The 26,684-nt window shown below is 30.7% G+C and carries 27 protein-coding genes; all 27 read left to right on the top strand.

Annotation, left to right across the window (positions count from 1 at the left end; translation table 11 throughout):
- The first annotated feature begins 5 nt into the window (after window positions 1-5).
- The gene (gene fabK / locus B5D15_RS08960) at window positions 6-947 is read left to right on the top strand and encodes an enoyl-[acyl-carrier-protein] reductase FabK (RefSeq protein ID WP_078696779.1); all 942 of its coding nucleotides are present in this window, start codon (window positions 6-8) and stop codon (window positions 945-947) included.
- On the top strand, window positions 944-1,879 hold the full coding sequence (gene fabD / locus B5D15_RS08955; protein WP_078696778.1) for an ACP S-malonyltransferase: 936 nt from the start codon (window positions 944-946) through the stop codon (window positions 1,877-1,879). Before fabK ends, fabD begins: the two co-directional genes overlap by 4 nt.
- A gap of 15 nt (window positions 1,880-1,894) precedes the next feature.
- Window positions 1,895-2,638, top strand: coding sequence for a 3-oxoacyl-[acyl-carrier-protein] reductase (gene fabG / locus B5D15_RS08950; protein WP_078696777.1), 744 nt, complete (start codon window positions 1,895-1,897; stop codon window positions 2,636-2,638).
- A gap of 38 nt (window positions 2,639-2,676) precedes the next feature.
- Window positions 2,677-2,910: an acyl carrier protein gene (gene acpP, locus B5D15_RS08945; RefSeq protein WP_078696776.1), complete on the top strand. Its 234-nt coding sequence runs from the start codon at window positions 2,677-2,679 to the stop codon at window positions 2,908-2,910.
- Between the two features lie 88 nt (window positions 2,911-2,998).
- The gene (fabF, locus tag B5D15_RS08940; RefSeq protein WP_078696775.1) at window positions 2,999-4,237 is read left to right on the top strand and encodes a beta-ketoacyl-ACP synthase II; all 1,239 of its coding nucleotides are present in this window, start codon (window positions 2,999-3,001) and stop codon (window positions 4,235-4,237) included.
- 88 nt (window positions 4,238-4,325) lie between these two features.
- Window positions 4,326-5,039, top strand: a complete 714-nt coding sequence (rnc, locus tag B5D15_RS08935; protein WP_078696774.1) for a ribonuclease III — start codon at window positions 4,326-4,328, stop codon at window positions 5,037-5,039.
- The gene (locus B5D15_RS08930) at window positions 5,032-6,102 is read left to right on the top strand and encodes an elongator complex protein 3 (RefSeq protein ID WP_078696773.1); all 1,071 of its coding nucleotides are present in this window, start codon (window positions 5,032-5,034) and stop codon (window positions 6,100-6,102) included. The genes rnc and B5D15_RS08930 overlap by 8 nt, the downstream gene beginning before the upstream one ends.
- A 73-nt stretch (window positions 6,103-6,175) precedes the next feature.
- Window positions 6,176-6,436 (top strand): stage V sporulation protein S, encoded by a 261-nt coding sequence (locus B5D15_RS08925; protein ID WP_078696772.1) that lies wholly within the window; start codon window positions 6,176-6,178, stop codon window positions 6,434-6,436.
- Window positions 6,437-6,580: 144 nt separating this feature from the next.
- Window positions 6,581-10,129 carry a chromosome segregation protein SMC gene (gene smc / locus B5D15_RS08920; RefSeq protein ID WP_179122243.1) on the top strand — a complete coding sequence of 1,183 codons (3,549 nt, stop codon included), beginning with the start codon at window positions 6,581-6,583 and terminating at the stop codon, window positions 10,127-10,129.
- 1 nt (window position 10,130) lies between these two features.
- Window positions 10,131-11,036, top strand: coding sequence for a signal recognition particle-docking protein FtsY (ftsY, locus tag B5D15_RS08915; protein WP_078696770.1), 906 nt, complete (start codon window positions 10,131-10,133; stop codon window positions 11,034-11,036).
- Between the two features lie 62 nt (window positions 11,037-11,098).
- Window positions 11,099-11,434, top strand: a complete 336-nt coding sequence (ylxM, locus tag B5D15_RS08910) for a YlxM family DNA-binding protein (RefSeq protein WP_143287259.1) — start codon at window positions 11,099-11,101, stop codon at window positions 11,432-11,434.
- Between the two features lie 14 nt (window positions 11,435-11,448).
- Window positions 11,449-12,789: a signal recognition particle protein gene (gene ffh, locus B5D15_RS08905; protein ID WP_078696769.1), complete on the top strand. Its 1,341-nt coding sequence runs from the start codon at window positions 11,449-11,451 to the stop codon at window positions 12,787-12,789.
- Between the two features lie 29 nt (window positions 12,790-12,818).
- Window positions 12,819-13,064: a 30S ribosomal protein S16 gene (gene rpsP, locus B5D15_RS08900; protein WP_078696768.1), complete on the top strand. Its 246-nt coding sequence runs from the start codon at window positions 12,819-12,821 to the stop codon at window positions 13,062-13,064.
- Between the two features lie 15 nt (window positions 13,065-13,079).
- The gene (locus B5D15_RS08895) at window positions 13,080-13,307 is read left to right on the top strand and encodes a KH domain-containing protein (RefSeq protein ID WP_078696767.1); all 228 of its coding nucleotides are present in this window, start codon (window positions 13,080-13,082) and stop codon (window positions 13,305-13,307) included.
- A gap of 52 nt (window positions 13,308-13,359) precedes the next feature.
- The gene (rimM, locus tag B5D15_RS08890; RefSeq protein ID WP_078696766.1) at window positions 13,360-13,866 is read left to right on the top strand and encodes a ribosome maturation factor RimM; all 507 of its coding nucleotides are present in this window, start codon (window positions 13,360-13,362) and stop codon (window positions 13,864-13,866) included.
- Window positions 13,863-14,600 carry a tRNA (guanosine(37)-N1)-methyltransferase TrmD gene (gene trmD, locus B5D15_RS08885; protein WP_078696765.1) on the top strand — a complete coding sequence of 246 codons (738 nt, stop codon included), beginning with the start codon at window positions 13,863-13,865 and terminating at the stop codon, window positions 14,598-14,600. Before rimM ends, trmD begins: the two co-directional genes overlap by 4 nt.
- 103 nt (window positions 14,601-14,703) lie before the next feature.
- On the top strand, window positions 14,704-15,051 hold the full coding sequence (gene rplS / locus B5D15_RS08880; RefSeq protein ID WP_078696764.1) for a 50S ribosomal protein L19: 348 nt from the start codon (window positions 14,704-14,706) through the stop codon (window positions 15,049-15,051).
- A gap of 109 nt (window positions 15,052-15,160) precedes the next feature.
- Window positions 15,161-16,030, top strand: a complete 870-nt coding sequence (gene ylqF / locus B5D15_RS08875) for a ribosome biogenesis GTPase YlqF (protein WP_078696763.1) — start codon at window positions 15,161-15,163, stop codon at window positions 16,028-16,030.
- On the top strand, window positions 16,014-16,778 hold the full coding sequence (locus tag B5D15_RS08870) for a ribonuclease HII (RefSeq protein WP_078696762.1): 765 nt from the start codon (window positions 16,014-16,016) through the stop codon (window positions 16,776-16,778). The genes ylqF and B5D15_RS08870 overlap by 17 nt, the downstream gene beginning before the upstream one ends.
- Before the next feature lie 15 nt (window positions 16,779-16,793).
- Window positions 16,794-17,156, top strand: coding sequence for a YraN family protein (locus tag B5D15_RS08865; RefSeq protein ID WP_078696761.1), 363 nt, complete (start codon window positions 16,794-16,796; stop codon window positions 17,154-17,156).
- Window positions 17,157-17,303: 147 nt separating this feature from the next.
- Window positions 17,304-18,833, top strand: coding sequence for a YifB family Mg chelatase-like AAA ATPase (locus B5D15_RS08860; protein WP_078696760.1), 1,530 nt, complete (start codon window positions 17,304-17,306; stop codon window positions 18,831-18,833).
- Window positions 18,834-18,853: 20 nt separating this feature from the next.
- Window positions 18,854-19,918, top strand: a complete 1,065-nt coding sequence (gene dprA / locus B5D15_RS08855; protein WP_179122242.1) for a DNA-processing protein DprA — start codon at window positions 18,854-18,856, stop codon at window positions 19,916-19,918.
- 69 nt (window positions 19,919-19,987) lie between these two features.
- Entirely contained in the window at window positions 19,988-22,060 is a 2,073-nt protein-coding gene (gene topA, locus B5D15_RS08850; protein ID WP_078696758.1) for a type I DNA topoisomerase, read from the top strand.
- Complete coding sequence (gene trmFO, locus B5D15_RS08845) at window positions 22,057-23,388, top strand: methylenetetrahydrofolate--tRNA-(uracil(54)-C(5))-methyltransferase (FADH(2)-oxidizing) TrmFO (RefSeq protein ID WP_479722848.1); 1,332 nt, start codon at window positions 22,057-22,059, stop codon at window positions 23,386-23,388. Before topA ends, trmFO begins: the two co-directional genes overlap by 4 nt.
- 97 nt (window positions 23,389-23,485) lie before the next feature.
- Window positions 23,486-24,016 (top strand): ATP-dependent protease subunit HslV, encoded by a 531-nt coding sequence (gene hslV / locus B5D15_RS08840; protein WP_078696756.1) that lies wholly within the window; start codon window positions 23,486-23,488, stop codon window positions 24,014-24,016.
- Window positions 24,017-24,042: 26 nt separating this feature from the next.
- Window positions 24,043-25,446: an ATP-dependent protease ATPase subunit HslU gene (gene hslU, locus B5D15_RS08835; protein ID WP_078696755.1), complete on the top strand. Its 1,404-nt coding sequence runs from the start codon at window positions 24,043-24,045 to the stop codon at window positions 25,444-25,446.
- Between the two features lie 18 nt (window positions 25,447-25,464).
- Window positions 25,465-26,244, top strand: a complete 780-nt coding sequence (gene codY, locus B5D15_RS08830) for a GTP-sensing pleiotropic transcriptional regulator CodY (RefSeq protein WP_078696754.1) — start codon at window positions 25,465-25,467, stop codon at window positions 26,242-26,244.
- Window positions 26,245-26,684: the final 440 nt, after the last annotated feature.

Genomic DNA, 26,684 nt, shown 5'->3' with positions numbered 1-26,684 from the left:
ATGTTATGAAAACAAGAGTTAATGAATTACTCAATATTGAATATCCTATTTTTCAAGGAGGCATGGCCTGGGTTTCAACCTATGAACTTGCAGGTGCAGTATCAAACGCAGGAGGACTTGGTATAATAGCAGCAGGCGGAGCAGAAGGAGAATATGTTCGAAATCAAATAAGAAAGATAAAAGAAATTACAAATAAACCCTTTGGTGTAAATGTAATGCTTATGTCTCCCTATGTTGACGATGTTATGAAAGTAATATTAGAAGAAAAAGTACCTGTAATAACTACTGGTGCTGGTAACCCTGGGAAATATATAAAATCTCTTAAGGAAAATGGAACTAAAATTTTCCCTGTTGTTCCATCAGTTGCACTTGCAAAAAGAATGGAAAAAGAAGGTGTTGATGGAGTGATAGCAGAAGGTACTGAGTCAGGAGGCCACATAGGGGAACTTACTACATTTTGTCTTGTGCCTCAAGTAGTTGATGCAGTAAATATTCCTGTTATTGCAGCAGGAGGAATAGGTGATGGGAGGGGTATGCTCGCTGCTTTCGCCCTTGGTGCTGAAGGGGTACAAATTGGGACAAGATTTGTTTGCTCCACTGAATGCATAGTCCATGAAAACTATAAAAATGCAATTATTGAAGCAAAGGATAGAGATGCTGTTGCAACTGGAAGAAAAACAGGGCATCCTGTTAGATGCTTAAAAAATAAGCTTACGAGAGAATTTGAAAAGCTTGAAGATTCTAATGCTTCAAAGGAAGAAATAGAAAAGCTTGGTGCAGGGGCTCTAAGAAAAGCAGCTGTATTAGGTGATATAGAATATGGGTCAGTAATGGCAGGTCAGATTTCAGGATTAATTAATGATATTAAGCCTTGTAATGATATCATTAATGGATTGATAAAAGAATATAACGAAAACTTTGCAAAGTTAAAGGAATGGTGTAAATGAGAAAAATAGGATTTTTGTTTGCAGGTCAAGGCGCTCAATACGCAGGTATGGGTAAAGATTTATATGATAATTTTGAGTGTGTAAGAAGAATATTTGAAAAAGCAGATAATATACTTAATATTGATATTAAAAAGTTATGTTTTGAAGGACCTGATGAAGAATTATCAAAAACCGAAAACACCCAGCCAGCAATTCTTACAACTTCAACTGCTATTGCCTCAATACTTAATGAGAATAACATAAAAGCTGATTATGCAGCTGGTTTAAGCCTTGGAGAATATTCAGCCCTTGTCTATGGCAATGCATTTACTTTTGAAGATGGTCTTAAAATAATATATGAGCGTGGAAAGCTTATGCAAAATGCTGCATTAGATTATGAGGGTGGAATGGCGGCTATTATTGGTATAAGCAGAGATATTGTTGAGAGCTGCTGCAACGAGCTTAAGATTCACGGTACAATAGAAGTTGCAAATTATAATTGTCCAGGTCAAACTGTCATAACTGGTGAAAAAGCTTTAGTGCAAAGAGCAGCAGAAATATTAAAGGAAAAGGGAGCATTAAAAGCAGTACTTCTAAATGTAAGCGGGCCCTTTCACTCAAGCTTAATGAAAAATGCAGGTTTAAAACTTGAAGAGATATTAAAAAATTCAAAAATACAAAGTCCGTCCATAAATATATTGTCAAATTATGATAATGAATATTATGACGATGATATTGAAAAAACTATTGTAAAGCTTAAATATCAAATCTCATCTCCTGTAAGATTTGAAGAAAATATTATAAAACTGATTAATGATGGAGTAAATACTTTTATAGAAATTGGGCCTTCTAAGACATTAAGCAGTTTTGTAAAAAAAATAGATAAAACCAAATCAATTTATAATGTTGAAAACATAAAAACTTTTGAAAAGGTACTTAAGGAACTATCATAGAATAGGAGTGAAAAAATGAAGTTAAAAGGAAAAGTAGCACTTATTACCGGTGCATCTTCGGGTATTGGAAGAGCTATAGCATTAAAATTTGCACTTGAAGGTGCTATAGTTATTGTAAACTATTCTGGAAATGCAGAATCTGCTCAAAAAGTTGTTGAAGAAATAAATTCATCCGGCGGAATATGTGAAAGCATAAAATGCGATGTGTCAAATTACGATGATGTAAAAAATATGATAGACAATATTATTGAAAAATATAATAGTATTGATATACTTGTAAATAATGCTGGAATTACTAAAGATAATCTTATAATGAGAATGGATGTTGAAGATTTCGATAGGGTTATAGATGTTAATTTAAAAGGATGCTTTAATACAATAAAATGTGCTTCAAGATACATGATAAAGCAAAAACATGGTAAAATAATAAATATGTCATCTGTAATAGGTATAACAGGCAATGCCGGACAGGCAAATTATGCTGCTTCAAAGGCAGGGGTTATAGCTCTTACAAAATCTGCTGCAAAGGAATTTGCATCAAGAAATATTAATGTTAATGCTATAGCTCCAGGCTATATCGAAACAAGAATGACAGAAGTTTTAAATGAAAAGATAAAAGAAGATATTATAGACAAAATACCTTTAAAAAAAGCAGGAAACCCAGAAGATGTTGCAAAAACAGCATTATTTTTAGCCTGCGATGAATCAAATTATATAACAGGTCAGGTAATAAATGTTGACGGAGGAATGGTTATGTAATATTATATATGTGAGTTGTTTGAAGGGAGGTGAATTTAATGATATTTGAGAAAGTAAAAGAAAGAATTTCAGATATACTTGGTGTTGATTCAGATGATATAACCATGGATTCATCTTTCATTGATGACCTTGGTGCTGATTCTCTTGATATCGTTGAGCTTATAATGGCTCTTGAAGAGGAATTCGATATAGAAATTCCAGATGAAGATGCAGAAAGAATTCAAACTGTAGGTGATGTAGTAGATTACATAAAGGAACATACTGATATGTAAAAAAATAGTCCCGATTTATTCGGGGCTTTTTAAAATATATTAAAAGTTAGCATTGTTTACCTGAGCCTCAAAGTATAGGAGGATAAGTATGAAAAAAAGAGTTGTAATAACAGGACTTGGAGTTATAAGTCCTCTTGGATGTGAACTTAATAATTTTTGGGATAATATAGTTAGTGGAAAAAGCGGAATAGATTTTATTACACATTTTGATACTTCTGAATTTAATGTGAAAATTGCTGCTGAAGTTAAAAACTTTGATGCAGAAAAATATATGGACAAAAAAGAAAGCAGAAGAATGGACAAAGCAACTCAATACGCAGTAGCAGCAGCAAAGCTTTCTCTTGAAGATTCAGGATTATGTCTTGATGAAATCAACAGAGATAGGATTGGAGTTATATTAGGCTGCGGTGTAGGTGGACTTGAAACCTTTGAAGATCAAATGGTAACTTTAAAGGAAAAAGGACCAAAAAGAGTAAGTCCATTTTTCATTCCTATGATGATTGCTAATATGCCTGCAGGGCAAGTAGCTATGAAGCTTGGAGCTCGTGGAATAAATGAAACCATTGTAACTGCCTGCGCTTCAGGAACAAATGCGATAGGCGAGGCTTATAGAGCAATAGAAAGAGGAGAAGCTGATATTATGTTTACTGGTGGAACCGAAGCGGCAATAACTCCTCTCGCAGTTGCTGGATTTAGCTCAATGAAAGCACTATCTGAAAATAATGAAAATCCGCAGATAGCATCAAGACCCTTTGACAAAAACAGGGATGGTTTTGTAATAGGGGAAGGAGCAGGTATTTTAATACTTGAAGAGCTTGAGCATGCACTAAAAAGAAACGCAAAAATTTATGCAGAAGTAGCCGGTTATGGTGCAAGCTGTGATGCATATCATATGACATCTCCGGATCCTGAAGGTGAAGGGGCAGCTCTTGCAATAAAAAGAGCAATAGAAGATGCTAATATAAAGCCTGAGGATATAGATTATATTAATGCCCATGGAACATCAACTGAATATAATGATAAGTTTGAAACATTAGCGATAAAAAAAGTTTTTGGTACTAAAGCCTATGATATACCGATAAGCTCAACAAAATCCATGACAGGACATCTTCTTGGAGCTGCTGGTGGAATTGAAGGCGTTATATTAGCTCTAACTATAAATAACGATATAATACCTCCAACAATAAATTTAAATACACCTGATGAGGAATGCGATTTAAATTACGTTCCTAATAAGGCTATAAATAAAAATGTAATGTATGCTATTTCAAATTCCTTTGGATTTGGAGGGCATAATGCAGTTGTAGTGTTCAAGAAATATGCTTAAATTATAATTATTAATACATTAATATCTGAAAGGTGCAAAGTTGATTAATATTTGACTTTCACCTTTGGCTTTGTTTTTGGAGGATATTATGACAAAAGATAGAATAAACGAATTAAAAGAATTTGAAGAAATAATAGGTGTTAAATTTCAAAAACTTTTTATTCTCGATTTAGCACTTACACATAGTTCCTTTGCAAATGAGCATCCTTCTATATTAAATCATAATGAAAGGCTTGAATTTTTAGGGGACTCAGTTCTTAGCATGATAGTCAGCGAATATCTTTATAAAAAGTATAAAGATAAACAGGAAGGCAAGCTTTCAAGAATTAGAGCAAGCGTTGTTTGTGAATCATCCCTATCTGAAATGGCAAGAAAAATTATGATAAATAAATATATAAGTATTGGCAAAGGAGAAGAATTAACTGGAGGAAGAAATAAGGATTCTCTTCTTGCTGATGCCTTAGAAGCTGTAATTGCTGCCATATATATAGATTCAGGATATGAAGCAGCTAAAAATTTTGTTCTTAATTTTCTTAAGGATAAAATTGATGCAGTAAGTAAAGATGAAATATTCAATGATTATAAATCAAAACTTCAGGAGTATTTGCAAAAAAGACAGGATTGCTTAATAAAATATAACTTATTAAGTGAATCCGGTCTGCCCCATGATAAAACCTTTGAAATTGAAGTTCAGATAGATGGCAAAAGCAGCGGAAAAGGCAAAGGAAAAAGTAAAAAAGAAGCTGAGCAGAGAGCTGCAAAGCAAGCTTTAAAAAATCTCGGGGTTGATTTAGATGAATAAGAATTATTATATTATACCTATTTTTGTACCTCACTTAGGGTGTCCTCATGACTGTATATTCTGCAATCAAAAAAAAATAACAGGGATTACAAAAACAATTACTAAAAAGGATGTTGAAGAAACAATTGATAAATATCTTAGTACAATAGATAGAGAAAATTCTTTTGTTGAGTTATCTTTTTTTGGAGGAAGCTTTACAGGTATTCCAATGGATTATCAAAATGAGCTTTTAGATGCAGCCAAAACAGCCCTTGAAAATGGGAAAATAGATGATATAAGACTTTCAACAAGACCTGATTATATAAATGAATATATTCTAAAAAACCTTAAAACCCATGGAGTTGGTGTTATTGAACTTGGAGTTCAATCTATGGATGATGAAGTTCTTAATATTGCAGAAAGAGGGCATACATCTTTAGATGTAATTAATTCAAGCCGTTTAATTAAAGAATATGGTTTTAAATTAGGACTTCAGATGATGATTGGTCTCCCATCTGATAATTTAGAAAAGGATATTTTTACAGCAAATGAAATAATTAAAATAAAGCCTGACTTTGTCAGAATATATCCTGCATTAATTATTAAAAACACTAAAATGGAAGAGTTATTCAAAAAAGGATGTTATAAGCCTTTGACTATAGATGAAGCTGTAGATATCAGCAGTAAATTATACATTTTATTTTCTAAAAACGATATACCTATAATTAGACTTGGGCTGCAAGCTACAGATGAAATAAACATTAACAAAGAGGTTATTGCAGGTCCTTTTCATCCTGCATTTAGAGAACTGGTTGAATCTTTATTGTTTATTTCTATAATTGATTACATTATTCAAAAATACTTTATAGATTCATTAGAAATCACTATAAGCATTAATACGAAGGACATATCTAAACTTTTTGCTGATAAGAAAAAATATTTCAATAAATTAGTAAGACTTTATTCTACAAAAAAAATTAAAGTATGTCAAAATAATGCTATTGACAGATTTGAAATTTTGATTTCAGATGGTATAATAGATAAAAAAATGTCATTTGAAAAATATATAAAATTAGTAATTTAAAGAAGGATTTTCCTCTTTCTTATAGAATAATTTAGTTGAAATATTTTCTATATATTTGAAGGAGGAATTATAGATGGAAGTACTAAAAGTATCTGCTCAATCACAACCAAAAGCAGTTGCAGGAGCACTTGCTGCCGTTTTAAGAGAAAGAGCGTCTGCAGAGGTACAGGCGGTAGGCGCAGGTGCAGTTAATCAAGCTGTTAAGGCAATAGCAATCACAAGAGGATTTGTTGCTCCTAATGGGATTGATCTTGTTGTTATACCAGCCTTTTCAGAAATTGAAATTGAGGGAGAAGAAAGAACAGCAATAAAATTTATTGTTCAACCAAGATAGGCAAAAGCCTATCTTTTTTATAGAAATGAAAAGTTGACAATATATTATATAAATTTTAAAATTAAAATAGTGTTTAAAGGGATTTATCCGCCCGGGTAAGTCCCTTTTTAAATAAAAGCTGTTTGACATAAAAGGGGTGTTATATTGTACTTAAAAAGGCTTGAAATAAAAGGGTTTAAATCTTTTGCAGATAAAGTTGATTTAGAATTTGATAAAGGGATTACGGCAATTGTTGGTCCTAATGGTTCAGGGAAAAGCAATATATATGATAGTATAAAGTGGGTATTGGGTGAGCAGAGCGCAAAGACCCTGAGAGGTTCAAAGATGGATGATATAATTTTTGCAGGAACAGAAAGCAGAAAAGGTCTTGGATGCGCTGAGGTATCGCTTACAATTGATAATTCAAAGAAGATGTTTCCATATGATTATTCTGAAATTACAGTAACAAGAAGACTTTATAAATCCGGAGAGAGCGAGTATTTAATAAATAACACCCAATGCAGATTAAAAGATATTACTGAACTTTTTATGGATACAGGAATAGGAACAGATGGTTATTCTTTGATTGGTCAGGGAAAAATTGAAGAAATTTTAAGTTCAAAATCAGAAGATAGAAGAATGCTTTTTGAAGAGGCAGCAGGCATAGTTAAATATAAAACTAGAAAACTTGAAGCTGAAAAAAAACTTGAAACAACAAAACAAAATCTTATAAGAATTTTAGATATAATTAATAATCTTGATGAACAAATTGAGCCTTTAAAAGAGCAGTCAGATAAAGCAAAAAAATATTTAGCTCTAAGAGATGAATTAAAAGAATTAGATATAAATGTAATACTTTATAACTATGAAAATGCTAAAAATAAACTTAACAACTGCTTATCACAAATTAATAGTCTTGAAGATAGTAAAGATGATTTAGAATTTAAAAAAAGTGAAAAAATACAGTTGATTGCCAAATACAAAAGAGATTTATCAGAAATAGAAAAAGAATATGAGTTTAAAAACAATGAAAGGGTAGAGCTGGAAAAAAAATATGAGGCTTTATCGGGAAATTTAAATCTGCTTCAGGAAAGAAAGCAGAATTTAATCAATGATAAAGAAAGATTAATTAAAGAATTTGATGAAGAAAAAATAAATATTCAAAACTTAAATACTGAGCATGAATCGATTTTATCAAATAAATCAAAAATAAATCAGGATATTAATGCTGCACAATTAGAAGTAGAAAAAATAGAAAAAGAATTTGAAAGATTGAATACCAAATGTAATGATTTAGAAACTTTATTAGAATCAAAAAAGAGTGATTTACTTCAAATTATTAAAGATATTTCTGATATAAATAATAAAATAAATTCATCATCCATTTTAATGGGAAGTCTTAATAATAGAAAGCTGCAGTTAAAAAAAGAAATTGATGCTAAAAATAAAAAAATAGATGTTTTAAATTTAGAAGCAGAAAGCATAACAAAAATTATCAAAAATTACAGCGATGATATGGCTTTTTTAAAGCAAAAATCATCAGATATATCTTATGAGATTTTAAATCTTGAAAAAAAGGAAGATGAACTTAATAGAGAAAATAAGTTTTGTTTTGAAAAGTTAAAGACAATTGAAGCAAAATATAAAACCCTTTTAGATATGGATAAGGATATGGAGGGCTTTAATAGGGCTGTAAAATCAATACTAATAAATTATAAAGATAACAGAAAAGTTTTTGGAACTATAAGCGATCTTATCTATGTCCCTAAGGGTTTAGAGACAGCTATTGAAATTGCTTTAGGTTCATCTATACAAAATATAGTGGTTGATAATGAAGAAACATCTATAATGCTTATAAATTATTTAAAGAAAAATAATATTGGAAGAGCAACATTTTTACCTTTATCGATAATTAAAGGCAAGGAATTTGTAATCAATGAACAATTAAAGAGTATAAAAGGGTTTTTAGGAGTTGCTTCTGATTTAGTTAATTATGATATAAAATTTAAAAATGCTATTACTAATATATTAGGAAGAGTATTGATTTGTGATAATTTAGATACAGCAAATATAATTGCTAAAAAAACTAATTATAATTATAGAATAGTTACTGCTGATGGCGATGTTATAAACATTGGAGGCGCATTTACAGGTGGAAGCAATTCTGCTAAGACTACAGGTATATTTTCAAGAAAAAATCAAATAGAAGAGCTTAAATCTTTAATAATAATAGAAAAGGAAAATTTAAAAAAGATTGTAGACGAAATATATTCAAACTCTGAAAAAGTTAATATTAAAAAGATAGAACTTAACGAAAACAATAACAGCATCATGGAATTATCATCAAAAATACAAGCTGAAAATCAGAAACTTGCGATAGTTAAAAAAGAAATTTCAAATATTGAAGAAATAATTAAAGATGTTAATATTGAGATTGAACAAATTGATATAGAGAGCAAAAAAAATACCGAAAACGAAAACTATAATAAATCAATGTTACAGGATTATATTGAAAATCAAAAAAGAATTGAAAATGATATTGAGAACATACAGTTAAATTATAAAGACTTAAAAGAACAGAGAAATAATATTTCTACTGACCTAACATCAAAAAAAATATCTTTAGCAGAAAAGTTAAAAACTTTAGAAGCAATTAATAATGAAATAAATAGGATAGAAAAGAATTTGGATTCAATCAAGCAGAAATTGAATTATCAAAATCATGAAATTGAGAATATTGATAAAAAAACAGCTTTATTGGAAAAAGATATTGTAAAGAATAAAGAGTTGATAGAAAAAATTATAAAAGACATAGAAATATTTAATAAAAACTTCAATGATATAGAAGAGAATAAAAAGAAAACTGCTCAAATGATTTCAAAGGAGGAAAGCAATTTTAATGATATAGAAGAAAACATAAAGAATTTAATAAACTCAATTCATAGGTTAGAAATATCCAAATCAAAACTTGAATCAGAAATAGATATGCATACAAAAAAAGTCTGGGATGATTACGAGATAAGTATGGCTCAGGCAGCACAATTTAGAAAGACTCTAAAAAGCATGTCCGAAGCAAATATAAGAATTGCTGATTTAAAAAATGAAATTAAGAATTTAGGCGATATTAATGTTAATGCTATAGAAGAATACAAAAGAGTAACTGAAAGATATGAATTTTTATCAAAGCAGAGAGAAGATCTTTTAAGAGCTGAAAATTCTCTTATTGATATAATAAATGAAATTGAAAAAAAGATGAAAGAACAATTTGAAGAAAAATTTATAATTATAAAAAACAATTTTAATCAAACATTTAAAGAACTATTTGGAGGAGGTTTTGCGGATTTAAAACTTGAAAATGATGATATATTAACATGCGGAATTGATATTATTGTTCAGCCGCCTGGGAAAAAACTTCAAAGTCTTTCACTTTTATCAGGAGGGGAAAGAGGTCTGTCTGCAATAGCTCTTTTATTTGCTATTCTCAGAATGAAGCCAACACCCTTTTGTGTACTTGATGAAATAGAAGCTGCTCTTGATGATGCAAATGTTAATAGATTTGCAAAATTTTTAAAAGATTATTCTAAGGATACACAATTTATTGTTATTACTCATAGAAAAGGTTCCATGGCTGCTGCTGATATGCTTTATGGAGTTACAATGGAAGAGAAAGGTATATCAAAAGTTATTTCACTAAAATTAAAAGGAGGCAATTAATATGGGCTGGTTTGATAAATTAAAGGAAGGACTAACAAAAACAAGGGACAGCTTAGCAGATAAAATAGGAGAAGTATTATCATTAAATAAAAAAATAGATGAAGAACTATTTGAAGAACTTGAAGAAGCTATGATAATGTCGGATATTGGCTACAAAACTTCCTCAGAAATAATAGATACCTTAAGAAAAAGAGTAAAAGAAAATAAAATATCCGATTCTGAAAACGTAAAACAAACGCTTAAAGAAATCATCGTTGAAATGATGGGCAATAACGATATGGGAATAATACCTGAAAATACACCTGCTGTATTTCTTATTGTTGGTGTAAATGGAGTTGGCAAAACAACATCTATTGGCAAAATGGCATATTATTTAAAAAATAAAGGATTTAAGGTAGCTCTTGCAGCAGGCGATACCTTTAGAGCAGCAGCAATAGATCAGCTCGAAGTATGGGGCAGAAGATGCGGTATTGAAGTAATAAAGCATCAAGAGGGTTCTGATCCTGCAGCAGTAATATTTGATGCTATACAATCTGCAAAAGCTAAAAAAGCAGATATATTAATATGCGATACTGCTGGAAGACTTCACAACAAAAAGAATCTCATGGAAGAACTTAGAAAAATCAACAAAATATTAGAAAAAGAATATAGTCAGGCATATAAACAAACGCTTCTTGTTTTAGATGCTACAACTGGGCAAAACGCTTTAATTCAGGCTAAACAGTTTATGGAAGTTTCAGATGTTAATGGAATTATCTTAACTAAACTTGATGGTACAGCAAAGGGAGGAATTGTAATTGCCGTAAGCAATGAACTAAATATTCCTGTAAAAATGATTGGAGTAGGCGAAGGAATAGAAGATCTTCAAGAATTTAACCCTAAGGCCTTTGTTGATGCAATTTTTTAATGTTAAGTAAAAATACTTGACAGCATTAATAGATTTTGTTATTATAATTCTGGGTGTTAATTATGATAGATAAATTTAGTCAAAAAGCCCTTCTTCTCGACTTTTATGGAGGTCTTTTAACTGAAAAACAAAAACTATTTATGTCTTTGCATTATGAGGAGGATATGTCCCTTAGTGAAATTTCCGAAGAATTCGGAGTGTCTAGACAGGCTGTTCATGATATTGTTAAAAGAAGCGAAAAGATTCTTGAAGAATATGAGAAAGAACTTGGATTAGTAAAAAGATTTATGATACAGAGAGAAAAGTTAATAAAAGCAAAAAATATACTAATGAGTAAAGTTGATGATACAGAAATTAAAAGCGTAATAGATATAATCGATGAGCTTATAGATATTTAATAGGAGGGCTATTTATGGCTTTTGAGGGCTTAACTTCAAAGCTTCAGCAAACATTCAAGAAACTTAAAAACAAAGGCAAATTAACTGAAAAAGATGTTAAGGATGCAATGAGAGAAGTCAAGCTTGCCATGCTTGAGGCTGATGTAAATTATAAAGTCGTTAAAGACTTTGTTAACTCAGTGAGTGAAAGAGCTGTCGGGCAAGAGGTTATGGAAAGCTTAACTCCTGCACAGCATGTTATTAAAATAGTAAATGAAGAATTAATAAATCTGATGGGAAAAAATGAAAGTAAGCTTAATATTTCTCCTGTACCTCCAACGGTTATTATGTTTGTGGGATTGCAGGGTGCCGGAAAGACAACTATGGCTGGAAAGCTTGCTCTTTACTTAAAGAAACACAGTAAAAAGCCTATGCTTGTTGCAGCAGATGTATATAGACCTGCAGCTATAAAGCAGCTTCAAGTATTAGGTTCTCAAATTGATGTTCCTGTTTTTTCCCTCGGAGACAAAATCAATCCTGTTGATATAGCAAAGGCAGGAATTGAGAATGCAAAAAAATCCGGATGTGATTATGTAATCATAGACACAGCCGGCAGACTTCATATTGATGAAGAATTGATGAATGAGCTGATTAACATTAAAAATTCAGTAACACCGAATGAAATACTTCTTGTAATAGACGCAATGACAGGTCAAGATGCTGTAAATGTTGCTGAGCAGTTTAATAATTCTCTTGATATTACTGGTGCTATTCTTACAAAACTTGACGGAGATACTCGTGGAGGAGCTGCAATATCTGTAAAGGCTGTTACAGGAAAGCCTATTAAATTCGTCGGTATTGGTGAAAAGCTTACTGACATTGAAGTGTTTTATCCAGATAGAATGGCATCACGTATACTTGGAATGGGAGATATACTTAGTTTAATAGAAAAAGCTCAGGAAGCAATAGATGAAAAAAAAGCAATGGATCTTCAGAGCAAGCTTATGCATCAGCAGTTTACTTTAGAAGATTTTTTAGAGCAAATGCAGCAGATGAAGAAAATGGGGCCTATGAAGGATTTGCTTAAGATGATACCAGGAATAGATTCAAGCAAACTTGGAGACATTGATATAGATGAAAAAGAATTGGCACATACTGAAGCAATAATTAAGTCTATGACAAAACAGGAAAGGCAAAACCCTTCTATCATTAATTCAAGCAGAAAAAGAAGAATTGCAGCAGGCTCCGGAACTTCAATTCAAGAAGTAAATAAACTTTTAACTGGTTTTGAACAATCTAAAAAAATGATGAAACAGTTTGCAGACATGCAAAAGAATATGAAAAAAGGGAAAATAAAATTTCCTTTCTTTAAATAATTTATGGCATTTTTAAGGAGGTGAAGTAAATGGCAGTAAAAATCAGATTAAGAAGAATGGGTGCTAAAAAAGCTCCTTTCTACAGAATAGTTGTAGCTGATTCAAGATCACCAAGAGATGGTAAATTCATCGAAGAGATTGGATATTATAATCCAATAACTGAACCATCCGAAGTTAAAATCGATACAGAAAAAGCAAAGAAATGGTTATCAAATGGTGCACAACCATCAGATACTGTAAGAAGCTTATTTAAAAAAGCAGGTATCATCGAATAATGGAGGTGCATTATTATGAAAGAACTTGTTGAACTTATTGCAAAATCTTTAGTTGACAATCCTGATGCTGTTAAGGTATCAGAAATCTCTGGAGAACAATCAGTTATCATTGAACTTAGGGTTGCTCCAGAAGATATGGGTAAGGTTATTGGCAAGCAAGGAAGAATAGCTAAAGCTATTAGAACTGTTGTCAAGGCAGCAGCTACAAAGCAGAATAAAAGAGTAGTTGTTGAGATAATATAATATATAAAGAGTTAGGCTATCCTAACTCTTCTTTAATATAAAGGGTGATTTGATGAAGGAATATCTAAAAATAGGGCAAATAATAAATACTCATGGCATAAAGGGTGAAGTTAAAATATATCCATTAACCGACGATGTAAAGCGATTTAATAAATTAAAATATGTTTTTAGGAAAATAGAAAATGAGTATGTAAAAACAAACGTTGAAGCAGTAAAATATATTAAACAATTTCCTATATTAAAGCTCTCAGGGATAGATTCAATGAATGATGCTGAAAAATTAAAAAGTGAATATATTTATATAGACAGAGAAAACGCTGTTAAATTGCCTGAAAATACTTATTTTATAGCTGATCTTATAGGACTTGATGTATTTGACAATAAAGGAAAAGCACTTGGGAAACTGACATCTGTCTTTTCTACTGGAAGCAATGACGTATATGAAATTACTGCAGAGGATGGAAAAACTTTTTACATCCCTGCAATAAAAGATGTTGTCAGTCTTATTAATATTAATGAAGGTAAAATGATAATAAATGTTATCGAGGGACTGCTATGATATTTGATGTATTAACTCTATTTCCCGAAATGTTTGATATATTTAGTTACAGTATTATAAAGCGAGCCAGGGATAATAATTTAATTCGTCTTAATATATATAATATTAGAGATTTTACAACTAATAAACATAGGAAAGTCGATGATTACCCCTATGGGGGCGGCGCAGGTATGGTTATGCAGGCTGAACCTATTTATAATACTGTAGATTACGTTAAAAATATATATGGTTATAAACCCTATACTATTTTAATGTCTCCTAAAGGAGAAGTTTTCAATCAAAATATATCTAAAGAATTAAGTAACATAAATCATGTTATGTTAATATGCGGTCATTACGAAGGAATAGATGAAAGGATAATGCCTTTGATAGATAGAGAGATATCTATTGGAGATTTTGTTTTAACCGGTGGAGAAATTGCCTGTATGGCAATAATCGATTCAGTATCAAGACTAATACCAGGAGTTTTATCCTCGAATGAAAGTTTTGAAGATGAGTCCTTTTATTCTGGACTTCTTGAATATCCCCAATATACAAGACCGGAAGAATTTAGAGGAATGAAAGTTCCTGATGTTTTATTATCCGGCCACCATGAAAATATAAGAAAATGGAGAAGATACGAGTCCCTTAAAATTACTTATAAAAGAAGACCTGATCTTTTGAAAAAAATAGATTTATCTAATGAAGATATGAAGATGCTTGAAGATATAAAAAATAGAAAAAAAGAGAAATAAATGTTGTAATAAAAAAAAATATGTGTTAAAATACAATATGTGTATTACGGGCGTTCCTCTGCAGCAACGTGTATGAACGTCTATGAAGAAGGAGGTTAGTAGTATGGATATTATAAGAGCAATTGAAGCTGAGCAGATGAAAAAAGACCTTCCAAGCTTTAGAGTGGGTGATACAGTAAAAGTTCATGTAAAAGTAAAAGAAGGAAACAGAGAAAGAATTCAGATTTTTGAAGGCTTAGTTATAAAAAGACAAAATGGCGGTTTAAGAGAAACTTTTACTGTTAGAAGAATAGCTTATGGAGTTGGCGTTGAAAGAACATTTCCTGTGCATTCACCAATGATTGATAAGATTGAAGTGACAAGAAGAGGTAAAGTAAGAAGAGCAAAACTTTATTATCTAAGGAAAAAAGTAGGAAAGTCAGCTACAAGAGTAAAAGAAATAATAGAATAATGAATATTAAAACAGGGCCAAGAGGTCCTGTTTTATTTTATCTTAATTGCTAAGTTTTATATATTAGGTTAAAATATATTAAGAATTTTAAAAAGGGCAGGGTAATATTATGAATATACAATGGTATCCAGGTCATATGGTAAAATCCAAAAGAGAAATAGCGGAAAGTTTAAAACTAATTGATATTGTAATCGAAATATTAGATGCAAGAATACCAGAAAGCAGCAAAAATCCAGAAATAGATAATATTATTGGGAATAAACCTAAAATTGTAATTCTAAATAAATGCGATCTTGCAGAAGATACAGTTACATATGAGTGGATAAAATATTTTAAAAGCAAGGGATATAATTCAATCGATGTTGATTCATCAACCGGTAAAAATATTCAAAAAGTATATAATATAGTGAAAGAAACGATTAAAGATAAAATTGAAAGACAAATGGAAAGAGGAATAATAGGAAGACCAATAAGAGCTCTTATATTAGGTATACCAAACGTAGGGAAATCAACATTTATTAATAAGCTCACTTCAAAGTCTTCAGCAAAAACAGGGGATAAACCAGGGGTTACAAGAAGCAGACAATGGATTAAAGTAAATAGCAGTTTTGAACTTTTAGATACTCCAGGCATTCTCTGGCCTAAATTCGATGATAAAAAAACAGCTCTTCACCTTGCATTTACACGAGCAATAAAGGATGAGGTATTGGATATTGAAGAATTATCCTTTGAATTTATAAAAGAAATAAGTCAAATAAAACCAAATGTTATAACTGAGAGATATAACATAGAACTTTCAGATAATCCTATTGAAACTATAGAGAGGATTGGAAAAAAGAGAGGATGTGTAGTATCTGGCGGGAACATTGATATTATAAGAACTTCAAATATTATACTTGAAGATTATCGAAATGGGAAAATGGGAAAGATTTCGCTTGAAAGGCCAAGAAAGGTTGATTGTAATGAAAATGAGCGTTGATGAAATCAAAAAAATATTATCAGAATGCACATATGAACAGTTTATGAAGCAAAAGGAAATCCTTAAAGATGACGATAGAAAAAGCATTAAAAATCTTATATTAAAATATGAAAACAAATTTGAGATGCTTAAGGAAAAAAATGAAGAATACAATTATAGAAAAAGATATGAAACAGAACTTTATGAAAAAAATTTTAAATATATTGCTGGTGTTGATGAAGTAGGAAGAGGGCCTCTCGCAGGTCCTGTATATGCAGCAGCTGTCATATTAAATCCCAAAATAGATATAATAGAAATTAAAGATTCTAAAAAGCTGTCCCATTCTCAAAGAACTAAAATATCAGAAAGAATAAAAAATAATTGTATAGATTTTTCAATAGGTTATGCTACTGTTGAAGAAATAGATAATATTAATATTTTAAATGCAACAAAACTTGCTATGAAAAGAGCAATAGAAGGATTAAAAATAAAGCCTGATTATCTTTTAATAGATGCACTAAAGCTTGATGATGTTTTAATACCTCAAATGCCGATAATAAAGGGAGATGATTTATCTGTTTCTATAGGAGCTGCTTCAATCATTGCTAAAGTTGAAAGAGATTCATATATGGATAAAATGTCAAAAATATACCCTCAATATAATTTTGATAAAAACAAAGGATATGGTACAAAAGATCATATAGATTCAATTAAAAAATTTGGTATTTGCGAAATACACAGAAAAGGATTTGTTAAAAATTTTATTTAAATAGGTGATAAATTTATGTTGAATAATAAACTTACAGGTAAATTGGGGGAAGAAATTGCGGTAAAACATTTAAAAGATAATGGATACATAATCATTCAAAAAAATTATAGAACGAAGTATGGGGAAATAGATATTATTGCAAAGGATGACAATTTTTTAGTATTTGTAGAGGTAAAAGCACGAAGGAGCCAAACCTTTGGATATCCAAGGGAGGCTGTGGATGTATATAAGCAGTCAAGAATAAAAAATATAGCAAGTTTATATTTAGCATCAAAGAAAAATTCAAATTTTAAAGTTCGTTTTGACGTAGTTGAAATCATTCTTGATAATAATGATAATGTTAAATCTATTTTAATAATTAAAGATGCTTTTGATTAAAATAATTATACATTTTATCAAAACACTTAATTTGGCACATTACGGAATTGATTTATATATTTTTTCTTAAAAGTACTATATAACATATAGTACTTTTGTTTATGTTAAGAATTTCTGGAAATAATCATTACTGATAGAGGTGATAATTTGTTAAGCAAGACTTATTCAATATCTCTTATTGGAATAAATGGCTTTGTTATTGAAATAGAAACTGATATACATAATGGTCTGCCAGGACTTAATATGGTTGGACTTCCTGATACCGTTATAAAAGAATCTAAAGAAAGAGTTCGCTCTGCAATTAAAAATTCAGGATATGAATTTCCTTTAGGCAAAATAATAATTAACTTTGCTCCAGCAGATATCAAAAAGGAAGGACCATGCTTTGATTTAGCTGTTGCAATAGGAATATTAATGAGCAGCGGCAAAATAAAGGATACAGATATAAGAGACTGCATATTTATAGGAGAACTATCTTTAAATGGTGAAGTTAGAAGCGTACGCGGTATACTCCCAATGGTTCTTGAAGCAAAACGTTCAAAATTTAAAAAAGTTTTTATTCCTTATAGTAATATTGAAGAGGTTAAATTTATAGATGGTATTGATATATATGGAATATCATATTTAAATGAATTAATAGATTTTTTTAATGAAGATATTTATTTAGAAAAAATAGAGAATAAAAACTTTGAAAGAATAAATATTTCTAAATATGATATAGATTTTAGTGAAGTTATAGGGCAAAAATTTGTAAAAAGAGCTATAGAAATTTCAGCTTCAGGAAATCACAATCTTATTATGACAGGCCCCCCTGGAGGCGGTAAAACGATGATAGCTCAAAGAATTCCTACCATTCTTCCACCTTTATCCTATGAACAAGCTATAGAAGTTACAAAATTATATAGTATAGCTGGAATGTTAAAGGATAATAATAAAATTGTTTTATATCCTCCTTTTAGAAATCCTCATCATACAGCATCATCAATTTCAATAATTGGAGGAGGAACAAATGCAGCGCCTGGAGAGGTTTCTCTTGCACATAACGGGGTGCTTTTTCTTGACGAATTACCAGAGTTTAAGCGCGATACACTTGAGGCTCTAAGGCAGCCTTTAGAAGATGGAATCGTATCAATATCAAGAGTAAAAGGTAAATATACTTATCCTTCTAAATTTTTATTAATTGCATCGATGAATCCCTGTCCCTGCGGATATTATGGTTATCAGCTAAAAGAATGCAGCTGCACTCAAATTCAAATAAAAAATTATCTAAATAAGATATCGGGACCATTGCTTGACAGAATAGATTTACATATAAATGTTGAGCCAATAAAATTTGAAGAAATAAGCAGCAATAAAAAGGAAGAAGGGTCGGAAGAAATAAGAAAAAGGGTAATGAAAGTGAGGGAAATTCAAAGTATACGCTATAAAGATGATGAAATAAGCTATAATTCTCAAATGAAGACTAAGCATATAAAAAAGTATTGCAAAGTTGATAAAAAGGGACTGCTGCTTCTTGAAAGCGCATTTAAATCATTAATATTAAGCACGAGAGCATATAATAAGATTCTTAAAATATCAAGGACAATTGCTGATATGGACGGAAGTGAAGAAATAAAAGAAAACCATATAGCTGAGGCAATTCAATATAGATCTCTTGACAGAAAATACTGGGGATAATTAAAAATATGGAGGATGCTATGGATGATAAAATATTTTCTCTTTGGTTTCATAATTTGAAGATAAAAAATGAAATCAAAATAAATGCATTAAAAAGCGGAATAACACCAGAACTTTTTTATAAAATGGATACTAAAGATTATTTAAAATATAATTTAAACATAATTGAATCAGAAATGATAAAGCAATCTAAAGATTTAAGTATATACAAAGAAATTATCAGCTATTTAAAATTAGAAAAAATTAATATAGTTTTATTTTGCGATGACGAGTATCCAGAAATATTAAAAAATATAAACAGTCCACCAGTTGGATTTTTTATTAAAGGAAAAATGCCTAATCTAAATAATTCATTAGCAATAGTAGGGGCACGCAAAGCCAGCGATTATGGAAAAACTGCTGCATATAAACTGTCATATGATACTGCTTTAAGAGGAATTGTAATAATAAGCGGTATGGCAAGGGGAATAGACACGAGTGCCCATAGAGGAGCATTAGACAGCAATGGAAAAACAATAGCTGTAATGGGCAGCGGATTTAAAAACATTTATCCGTCTGAAAATAAAAAACTCATGTATGAAATATCAGAAAATGGATGTGTTATAACAGAATATTTTCCAGATATTAAGCCTTATTCAAGCAATTTCCCTGAAAGAAATAGACTAATAAGCGGTCTATCTAAATATACTATGGTAGTAGAAGCAGGAGAAAGAAGCGGTTCACTGATTACTGCAGAATTTGCGTTAGAGCAAGGCAAAGATGTTTTTGCAGTACCAGGAAATATTTTTAGTCCAAACAGCATTGGAACAAACAGACTAATAAAAGATGGAGCTAAAATTATACTCAGCAGTCAAGATATATTAGAAGAATTTAAACTTGAAAATATAAATCATAATAATATAATTTTTGATGAGATGGAATCTAAAATTATAGATAGTCTAAAAGGTAATGGTTCTACTATTGAAAATCTATCGGAAATGCTTAATATAGATGCGGCAGATTTACTTTCTATGCTAAGCAAACTCGAGTGTAAAGGAATTATAAAAAGAGCTTATGGAAATTATTATATAAAATGCATAACTTGATTTTATGTAAAAGTTTGTTATAATACAGTTATTGTACATTGTGTAAATTTTACCGGAGGTGTTATTTAAATGGCTCAATCCCTTGTTATAGTTGAATCACCAGCTAAAGCTAAAACTATAGGGAAATTTTTAGACAAAAACTTTAAAGTTAAGGCATCAATGGGACATGTAAGGGATTTACCTAAGAGCCAAATTGGTGTTGATGTTGAAAACAATTATAATCCTAAATATATAACCATAAGAGGAAAGGGTAAACTCATTGATGAACTTAAAAAAGAAGCAAAGAAATCTGATAAAATCCTATTAGCAACAGACCCTGACAGAGAAGGCGAAGCTATTTCCTGGCATCTTGCTGCAATACTTGGTCTTGATAGTATGAATAAATGTAGAATTGAATTCCATGAGATAACAAAAAAAGCTGTTTTAGAAGCAATAAATAAGCCAAGAACAATAAATAAGAATTTGGTTGATGCTCAGCAGGCAAGAAGAATTTTAGACAGACTTGTTGGCTATGAAATAAGTCCGATACTATGGAAGAAAGTTAAATGGGGACTTAGCGCAGGAAGAGTTCAATCCGTTGCTGTAAGATTAATATGTGATAGAGAAAAGGAAATTAAAGATTTTATTCCAAAGGAATATTGGTCTTTAACAGCCAAATTTAAAGAGGGAAACAAAGTTTTTGAAGCTAAATTCTATGGAAACGAAAATGAAAAAATATCTATTGACTCTAAGGAACAGGCAGAAAAAATAATAAGTGAAATTGAAAATGGAGAATATATAGTAAAAGAAGTAAAAAAATTAGAAAGGAAGAAAAATCCCCTTCCGCCATTTACTACAAGTACCCTTCAGCAAGAAGCATATAAAAAGCTGAATTTTACAACAAAAAAGACAATGTCAGTTGCTCAGCAGCTTTATGAAGGTATAGATTTAAAAAATGAAGGTACAGTAGGACTTATTACATATATGAGAACAGATTCTGTAAGGATATCTTCTCAGGCACAGGAAGATGCATTTAAATATATTAATAAAAAATATGGTAATAGCTATACACCATCAACAAAACGAACATTCAAAACAAAAGCAAATGCTCAAGACGCTCATGAAGCAATAAGACCAACTATGATAGATAGAGATCCTGACAGTATTAAAGATTCTTTATCAATAGACCAGTATAAATTATATAAATTAATTTGGTCAAGATTTATTGCAAGCCAAATGGCAGAGGCTGTATATGACACTACAACTGTTGATATAAAAGCAAATAATTATTTATTCAAAGCAAGTGGAAGTACTTTAAGATTTTCCGGATTTTTGACAGTATATGATTTTGATGATGACGAAGATGAGAAAAATAAAATACCAGAGTTAAAAATTGGTCAAGTTTTAAATCTAAAGTCATTAGATCCTGCTCAACACTTTACTCAGCCCCCAGCTAGATTTACTGAGGCTACTTTGGTTAAAGCTTTAGAAGAAAATGGAATAGGAAGGCCAAGTACCTATGCTCCTATTATAAGTACAATATTAGATAGAGGATATGTAATTAAAGAAAAAAAATCTTTATATCCCACAGACCTTGGAATAGTTGTAACAGAACTTTTAAAAGAGTATTTTAAAGATATAGTTGATATAGAATTTACAGCTCAAATGGAAAATAAATTAGATGAAATAGAAGATGGAAAAGAATACTGGGTAAAAATAGTTGACAATTTCTATACTCCATTAAAAAAGCAAATAGATTCTGCAGAAGAAAAAATAAATAGAATTGAAGTTGAGGAACCTGTAGAAGTTACAGATATTAAATGTGATAAATGTGGTAAATATATGGTTATAAAAAAGGGTAAGTTTGGTAAATTCCTTGCCTGCCCAGGATATCCTGAATGTAAAAATACTAAGCCTTTACTTGAAGAGATAGAAGCACCTTGTCCAAAATGCGGTGCAAAGGTAGTGATAAGGAAAACTAAAAAAGGTAAAATATTTTACGGATGCAGCAGATATCCAGAGTGCAACTTTGTAAGCTGGAATAAACCAACAAAAGAAAAGTGCCCCGAATGTGGAAATATACTATTTGAAAAGAATTACAAAGGTCATAAACAATTAATTTGTTCAAATGAAGAATGTAAATACAAAAAAAGTGAAAGGTGATATCTATGGAAGTTAATGTTATAGGAGCTGGTCTTGCGGGAAGTGAAGCTGCTTTTCAGCTTGCAATTAGGGGAATTAAAGTGAATCTTTATGAGATGAGGCCTATAAAGTTCACACCAGCTCATCACACAGATAAATTTGGAGAACTTGTATGCAGCAATTCTTTAAGATCTAATCAAATCGAAAATGCTGTTGGACTTTTAAAAGAAGAATTAAGAATTTTAAAATCACTTATTATGGAGTGCGCAGACAAAAATTCTGTTCCAGCTGGAGGGGCACTTGCTGTAGATAGGCAGTCTTTTTCTGATTGCATAACAAATAAAATAATGGCTCATCCTAATATTAAAGTTATAAGGCAAGAGATAACAAATATTGATACAAATAGCTATACTATTATTGCAACAGGTCCTTTAACTTCAGATTTGCTTTCTGAAGAGATAAAGAAAATTACTGAAAGTGAGTATTTATTTTTTTACGATGCAGCAGCACCAATTTTAACATATGAATCAATAAATTTAGAAAAGGTGTTTAAAGCATCTAGATATAATAAGGGAGATGAAGAAGCTTATATTAATTGTCCAATGAATAAAGAAGAATACGAACGCTTTTATTTTGAACTTATAAACGCTGAAAGAGCCGAACTTAAAAGTTTTGAAAAGCAAATCGTATTTGAAGGATGCATGCCTGTTGAAAAAATGGCTGAAAGAGGAATAGATACTCTTCTTTATGGGCCATTAAAGCCAGTAGGATTGATTAATCCTAAAACAGGCAAACAGCCCTATGCAGTTGTACAATTAAGACAGGATAATTCAGATGGAACTTTATACAATATAGTTGGTTTCCAAACTAACCTTAAATGGGGAGAACAAAAAAGAGTATTTGGATTAATCCCAGGTCTTGAAAATGCTGAATTCGTAAGATATGGTGTTATGCATAGAAATACCTACATAAATTCAACAAAACTTCTTCTCCCGACTCTGCAGATGAAAAAATACCCTAAAATAATGTTTGCAGGTCAAATTACAGGAGTAGAGGGATATATTGAATCTACATCGATGGGAATGCTTGCAGGGATAAACATGGCAAGGATTGTAAGTAATAAAGAGCCCTTTATTTTTCCTGAAAATACTGCTATAGGTTCTCTGTCAAAATATATTTCTAATAGCACTGTAAAAAATTTTCAACCCATGAATATTAATTTTGGAATAATGCCGCCCTTAAAGGAAAAAATAAGAGATAAAAGATTAAAAAATATGAAAATTTCGCAAACAGCAATAAATTCATTAAATAAATATGTCGAAGATAATCGAATATGTATTGATTATTAATTCTTTTTATGCTATATTCTTATTATTGTTTTTTATTCAAACTTCAAAACATTTCACACTATTCTAACAATATTAAATTCAGGGGGAAGGTGGCAAAATGTTTAAAGCAACCACCATTGTTGCAGTAAAAAGAGAAAACGATGTGGCAATAGCCGGAGATGGTCAGGTAACTTTGGGAGAACATACTATAATTAAGGGTACAGCAAAAAAAATAAAAAAAATATATAATAATAAAGTATTGATTGGGTTTGCAGGATCAGTTGGGGATGCATTTACTTTATCTGAAATGTTTGAAGAAAAATTGCAGCAGCATAGCGGAAATATAAAAAAAGCAGCAGTGGATCTTGTTAATGCATGGAGAAACGATAAAATATTAAAAAAGCTTGAAGCTTTAATGATTGCTGCAAATGAAGAATGTATTCTCATAATTTCTGGGAGCGGGGAAATAATTGAGCCCGACGATGGAATCGCTGCTATTGGCTCTGGAGGAATGTATGCACTTGCCGCAGCAAGAGCATTATATAGACATTCTAATCTTTCTGCAGCAGAAATAGCAGAAAAATCATTATTAATTGCTTCAGAAATTTGTGTATATACAAATAATAACATAATAGTTGAAAATCTATAATAGCCTGTGGGTAAGGGGGTAATATTATGGAGAATCTAACGCCAAAAAAAATCGTTGAAGAACTTGATAAATATATAATTGGGCAAAATGACGCAAAAAAAATGGTTGCTATAGCATTAAGAAACAGGTATAGACGAAGCCTGTTGTGCAGCGATATTAAAGAAGAAATAATGCCCAAAAATATTTTAATGATAGGACCCACGGGTGTAGGAAAGACAGAAATAGCAAGAAGGCTTGCAAGGCTTATTAATGCACCTTTTGTAAAGGTTGAAGCAACAAAGTTTACTGAAGTGGGCTATGTGGGACGAGACGTTGATTCAATAATAAGAGATTTAATGGAAGAAGCAGTAAGAATAGTTAAAGAAGAAAAATATAAAATTACAGAATTAAAAGCACGAAACCTCGCTATTGAAAGAACTGCAGAACATCTTGCCCCAAGTCAAAAGAAAAAATCTGATTTTATAAATCCATTTGGCTATCTTTTTGCAAATACGCAAAGTGATAAATCTTATAACGAAGAAGATGAAGAAGATGATAATAGCGACGATAACTATCTAAAAAAGGAGCAGATTAAAAAGCAGATTGAAATGGGACTTCTTGATGATACAATGATTGAAATTGAAGTCGATGATAATTCATCAGCACCTTTTGATTTAATAGCTGGCGGGAATTTGGATGACTTAAATATTAACCTGCAGGATATGTTTGGCAGCATCTTCCCAAAGAAGAAGAAAAAAAAGAAGGTTACCATAAAAGAAGCTTTAAGAATTTTTCAGCAGGAAGAAGCCGATAAGCTGATTGACATGGATGATGTATATAAAGAAGCAAAAAAACGTGCTGAAGAGCATGGAATTGTCTTTATAGATGAAATCGATAAAATAGCTGGAAAAGGTAGTTCCCATGGACCTGACATTTCGAGAGAGGGTGTACAAAGAGATATACTTCCAATAGTTGAAGGAAGTACTGTAAATACAAAATATGGACCAATTAAAACAGATTACATGCTTTTTATTGCTGCAGGCGCTTTTCATGTATCCAAAGTTACTGATTTAATACCTGAACTATTAGGCAGATTTCCTGTACATGTTGAACTTCAAAATCTTTCAAAGGAAGATTTTGAGCAAATACTTCAAAAGCCCAAAAATGCATTAACAAAACAATATATTGAACTGTTAAAAACTGAAGGAATAGATTTGCAGTTTACAAATGATGCGATAAGTAAAATAGCAGAAGTATCTTTTTATATGAACCAACAATATGAAAATATAGGTGCAAGAAGACTTCATACAGTACTTGAAGAAGTATTGATGGATATTTCATTTCAAGCACCGGATGTAAACGAAAAAAAGATTATAATTGATGATTCATACGTAAATGATAAAATGAAAAAATACATTAAAGAAAAGGATTTGAATAAATATATTATTTAGAAAGGTGAGGATAAATTAATGCTTACATTACTCGATAAAACACGTATGTTAAATAAAATACTTCAAAAATCTGCAACTGAACCTGTTATATTTACTGATATCTGTGAACTATTAAGTAAGATAATGGACTGCAATGTATACGTAGTGAGCAGGAAAGGTAAAGTTTTAGGATACAGCCTTTTTTCAGGCTTTGAATGTGAAATTGTAAACAATAAAGTACTTGCTGAACAAAAATTTCCTGAAGAATATAATAATAAAATATTAAAGATTACTGAGACAAAGTCAAATATAAAAGAACAAGGGCTTTGTGTATTTGAAAACGAAACAGAATGCCTGCATCATAACAAGATAACTACTATTGTTCCAATAATGGGAAATAGAGAAAGGCTTGGAACTCTAATAATTGCAAGATATGATTCTGAATTTACGGATGAAGATCTTGTGCTTGCTGAATACAGCGCAACAATTGTTGGAATGGAGATAATTCGTTCAAAACAGGATGAGTTTGAAGAGGAAGCAAGGAAAAAAGCTGTTGTACAACTTGCTATTGGAACGCTTTCATATTCAGAACTTGAAGCTGTTGAACATATTTTCAGCGAGCTTGAAGGAAATGAAGGACTTCTTGTAGCAAGTAAAATTGCAGATAAAGTTGGAATTACAAGATCTGTAATAGTTAATGCATTAAGAAAATTTGAAAGTGCAGGAGTTATTGAATCTAGATCCCTTGGAATGAAGGGAACACATATTAAAATATTAAATGACAAATTGCTTGAAGAACTCAAAAAGCTTAGAAGCTAATCAACTTCTAAGCTTTTTTCTGTATAAAATTAATAAAAAAAGGCAAAAATACTTATTGATAGTTTTGTTTTTTATCTACTCGTCAAATTGAAAAATAAAATGTAAAAAAATTTCTATATTATTACAGAGATTTCGCACTTGAAAATTTTTAGGGCGATAAGCCCGTTGATTTATAATGGTTAAGAAATAGTAAGTAGAAATTAGGTATTTTCCGATTTTTACTGGAAAATATAGAGAAAAAAATTGCATAAAGAAAGCATCCTTTTTATAATAGTTTTACCACAAACAAACATAAAAAGGATGCTGATGAAATGAACAAAAGTTATTTAAAACAAATGCTCACTTACTTTTCTAAAGTATATCATCTTGGAGAAAAAATCAATACCTTAAATAAAAAAAGAGTGAAATCCCCATTTGAAATTTCAACGATTACATTTGTA

Origin of the sequence: Caloramator quimbayensis, from assembly GCF_900167605.1 — a bacterium.
GTDB classification, from domain to species: Bacteria; Bacillota; Clostridia; order Clostridiales; family Caloramatoraceae; genus Caloramator_B; species Caloramator_B quimbayensis.
Note: the sequence above shows the minus strand (reverse complement) of the source record. Positions and strands in the feature narration are given on the sequence as shown.

Bases quoted from the DNA above. Each gene is read 5' to 3' on its own strand.
- fabK (WP_078696779.1), top strand. From the start codon at position 6: ATGAAAACAAGAGTTAATGAATTACTCAATATTGAATATCCTATTTTT.
- fabD (WP_078696778.1), top strand. From the start codon at position 944: ATGAGAAAAATAGGATTTTTGTTTGCAGGTCAAGGCGCTCAATACGCA.
- fabG (WP_078696777.1), top strand. From the start codon at position 1,895: ATGAAGTTAAAAGGAAAAGTAGCACTTATTACCGGTGCATCTTCGGGT.
- acpP (WP_078696776.1), top strand. From the start codon at position 2,677: ATGATATTTGAGAAAGTAAAAGAAAGAATTTCAGATATACTTGGTGTT.
- fabF (WP_078696775.1), top strand. From the start codon at position 2,999: ATGAAAAAAAGAGTTGTAATAACAGGACTTGGAGTTATAAGTCCTCTT.
- rnc (WP_078696774.1), top strand. From the start codon at position 4,326: ATGACAAAAGATAGAATAAACGAATTAAAAGAATTTGAAGAAATAATA.
- B5D15_RS08930 (WP_078696773.1), top strand. From the start codon at position 5,032: ATGAATAAGAATTATTATATTATACCTATTTTTGTACCTCACTTAGGG.
- B5D15_RS08925 (WP_078696772.1), top strand. From the start codon at position 6,176: ATGGAAGTACTAAAAGTATCTGCTCAATCACAACCAAAAGCAGTTGCA.
- ftsY (WP_078696770.1), top strand. From the start codon at position 10,131: ATGGGCTGGTTTGATAAATTAAAGGAAGGACTAACAAAAACAAGGGAC.
- ylxM (WP_143287259.1), top strand. From the start codon at position 11,099: ATGATAGATAAATTTAGTCAAAAAGCCCTTCTTCTCGACTTTTATGGA.
- ffh (WP_078696769.1), top strand. From the start codon at position 11,449: ATGGCTTTTGAGGGCTTAACTTCAAAGCTTCAGCAAACATTCAAGAAA.
- rpsP (WP_078696768.1), top strand. From the start codon at position 12,819: ATGGCAGTAAAAATCAGATTAAGAAGAATGGGTGCTAAAAAAGCTCCT.
- B5D15_RS08895 (WP_078696767.1), top strand. From the start codon at position 13,080: ATGAAAGAACTTGTTGAACTTATTGCAAAATCTTTAGTTGACAATCCT.
- rimM (WP_078696766.1), top strand. From the start codon at position 13,360: ATGAAGGAATATCTAAAAATAGGGCAAATAATAAATACTCATGGCATA.
- trmD (WP_078696765.1), top strand. From the start codon at position 13,863: ATGATATTTGATGTATTAACTCTATTTCCCGAAATGTTTGATATATTT.
- rplS (WP_078696764.1), top strand. From the start codon at position 14,704: ATGGATATTATAAGAGCAATTGAAGCTGAGCAGATGAAAAAAGACCTT.
- ylqF (WP_078696763.1), top strand. From the start codon at position 15,161: ATGAATATACAATGGTATCCAGGTCATATGGTAAAATCCAAAAGAGAA.
- B5D15_RS08870 (WP_078696762.1), top strand. From the start codon at position 16,014: ATGAAAATGAGCGTTGATGAAATCAAAAAAATATTATCAGAATGCACA.
- B5D15_RS08865 (WP_078696761.1), top strand. From the start codon at position 16,794: ATGTTGAATAATAAACTTACAGGTAAATTGGGGGAAGAAATTGCGGTA.
- dprA (WP_179122242.1), top strand. From the start codon at position 18,854: ATGGATGATAAAATATTTTCTCTTTGGTTTCATAATTTGAAGATAAAA.
- topA (WP_078696758.1), top strand. From the start codon at position 19,988: ATGGCTCAATCCCTTGTTATAGTTGAATCACCAGCTAAAGCTAAAACT.
- hslV (WP_078696756.1), top strand. From the start codon at position 23,486: ATGTTTAAAGCAACCACCATTGTTGCAGTAAAAAGAGAAAACGATGTG.
- hslU (WP_078696755.1), top strand. From the start codon at position 24,043: ATGGAGAATCTAACGCCAAAAAAAATCGTTGAAGAACTTGATAAATAT.
- codY (WP_078696754.1), top strand. From the start codon at position 25,465: ATGCTTACATTACTCGATAAAACACGTATGTTAAATAAAATACTTCAA.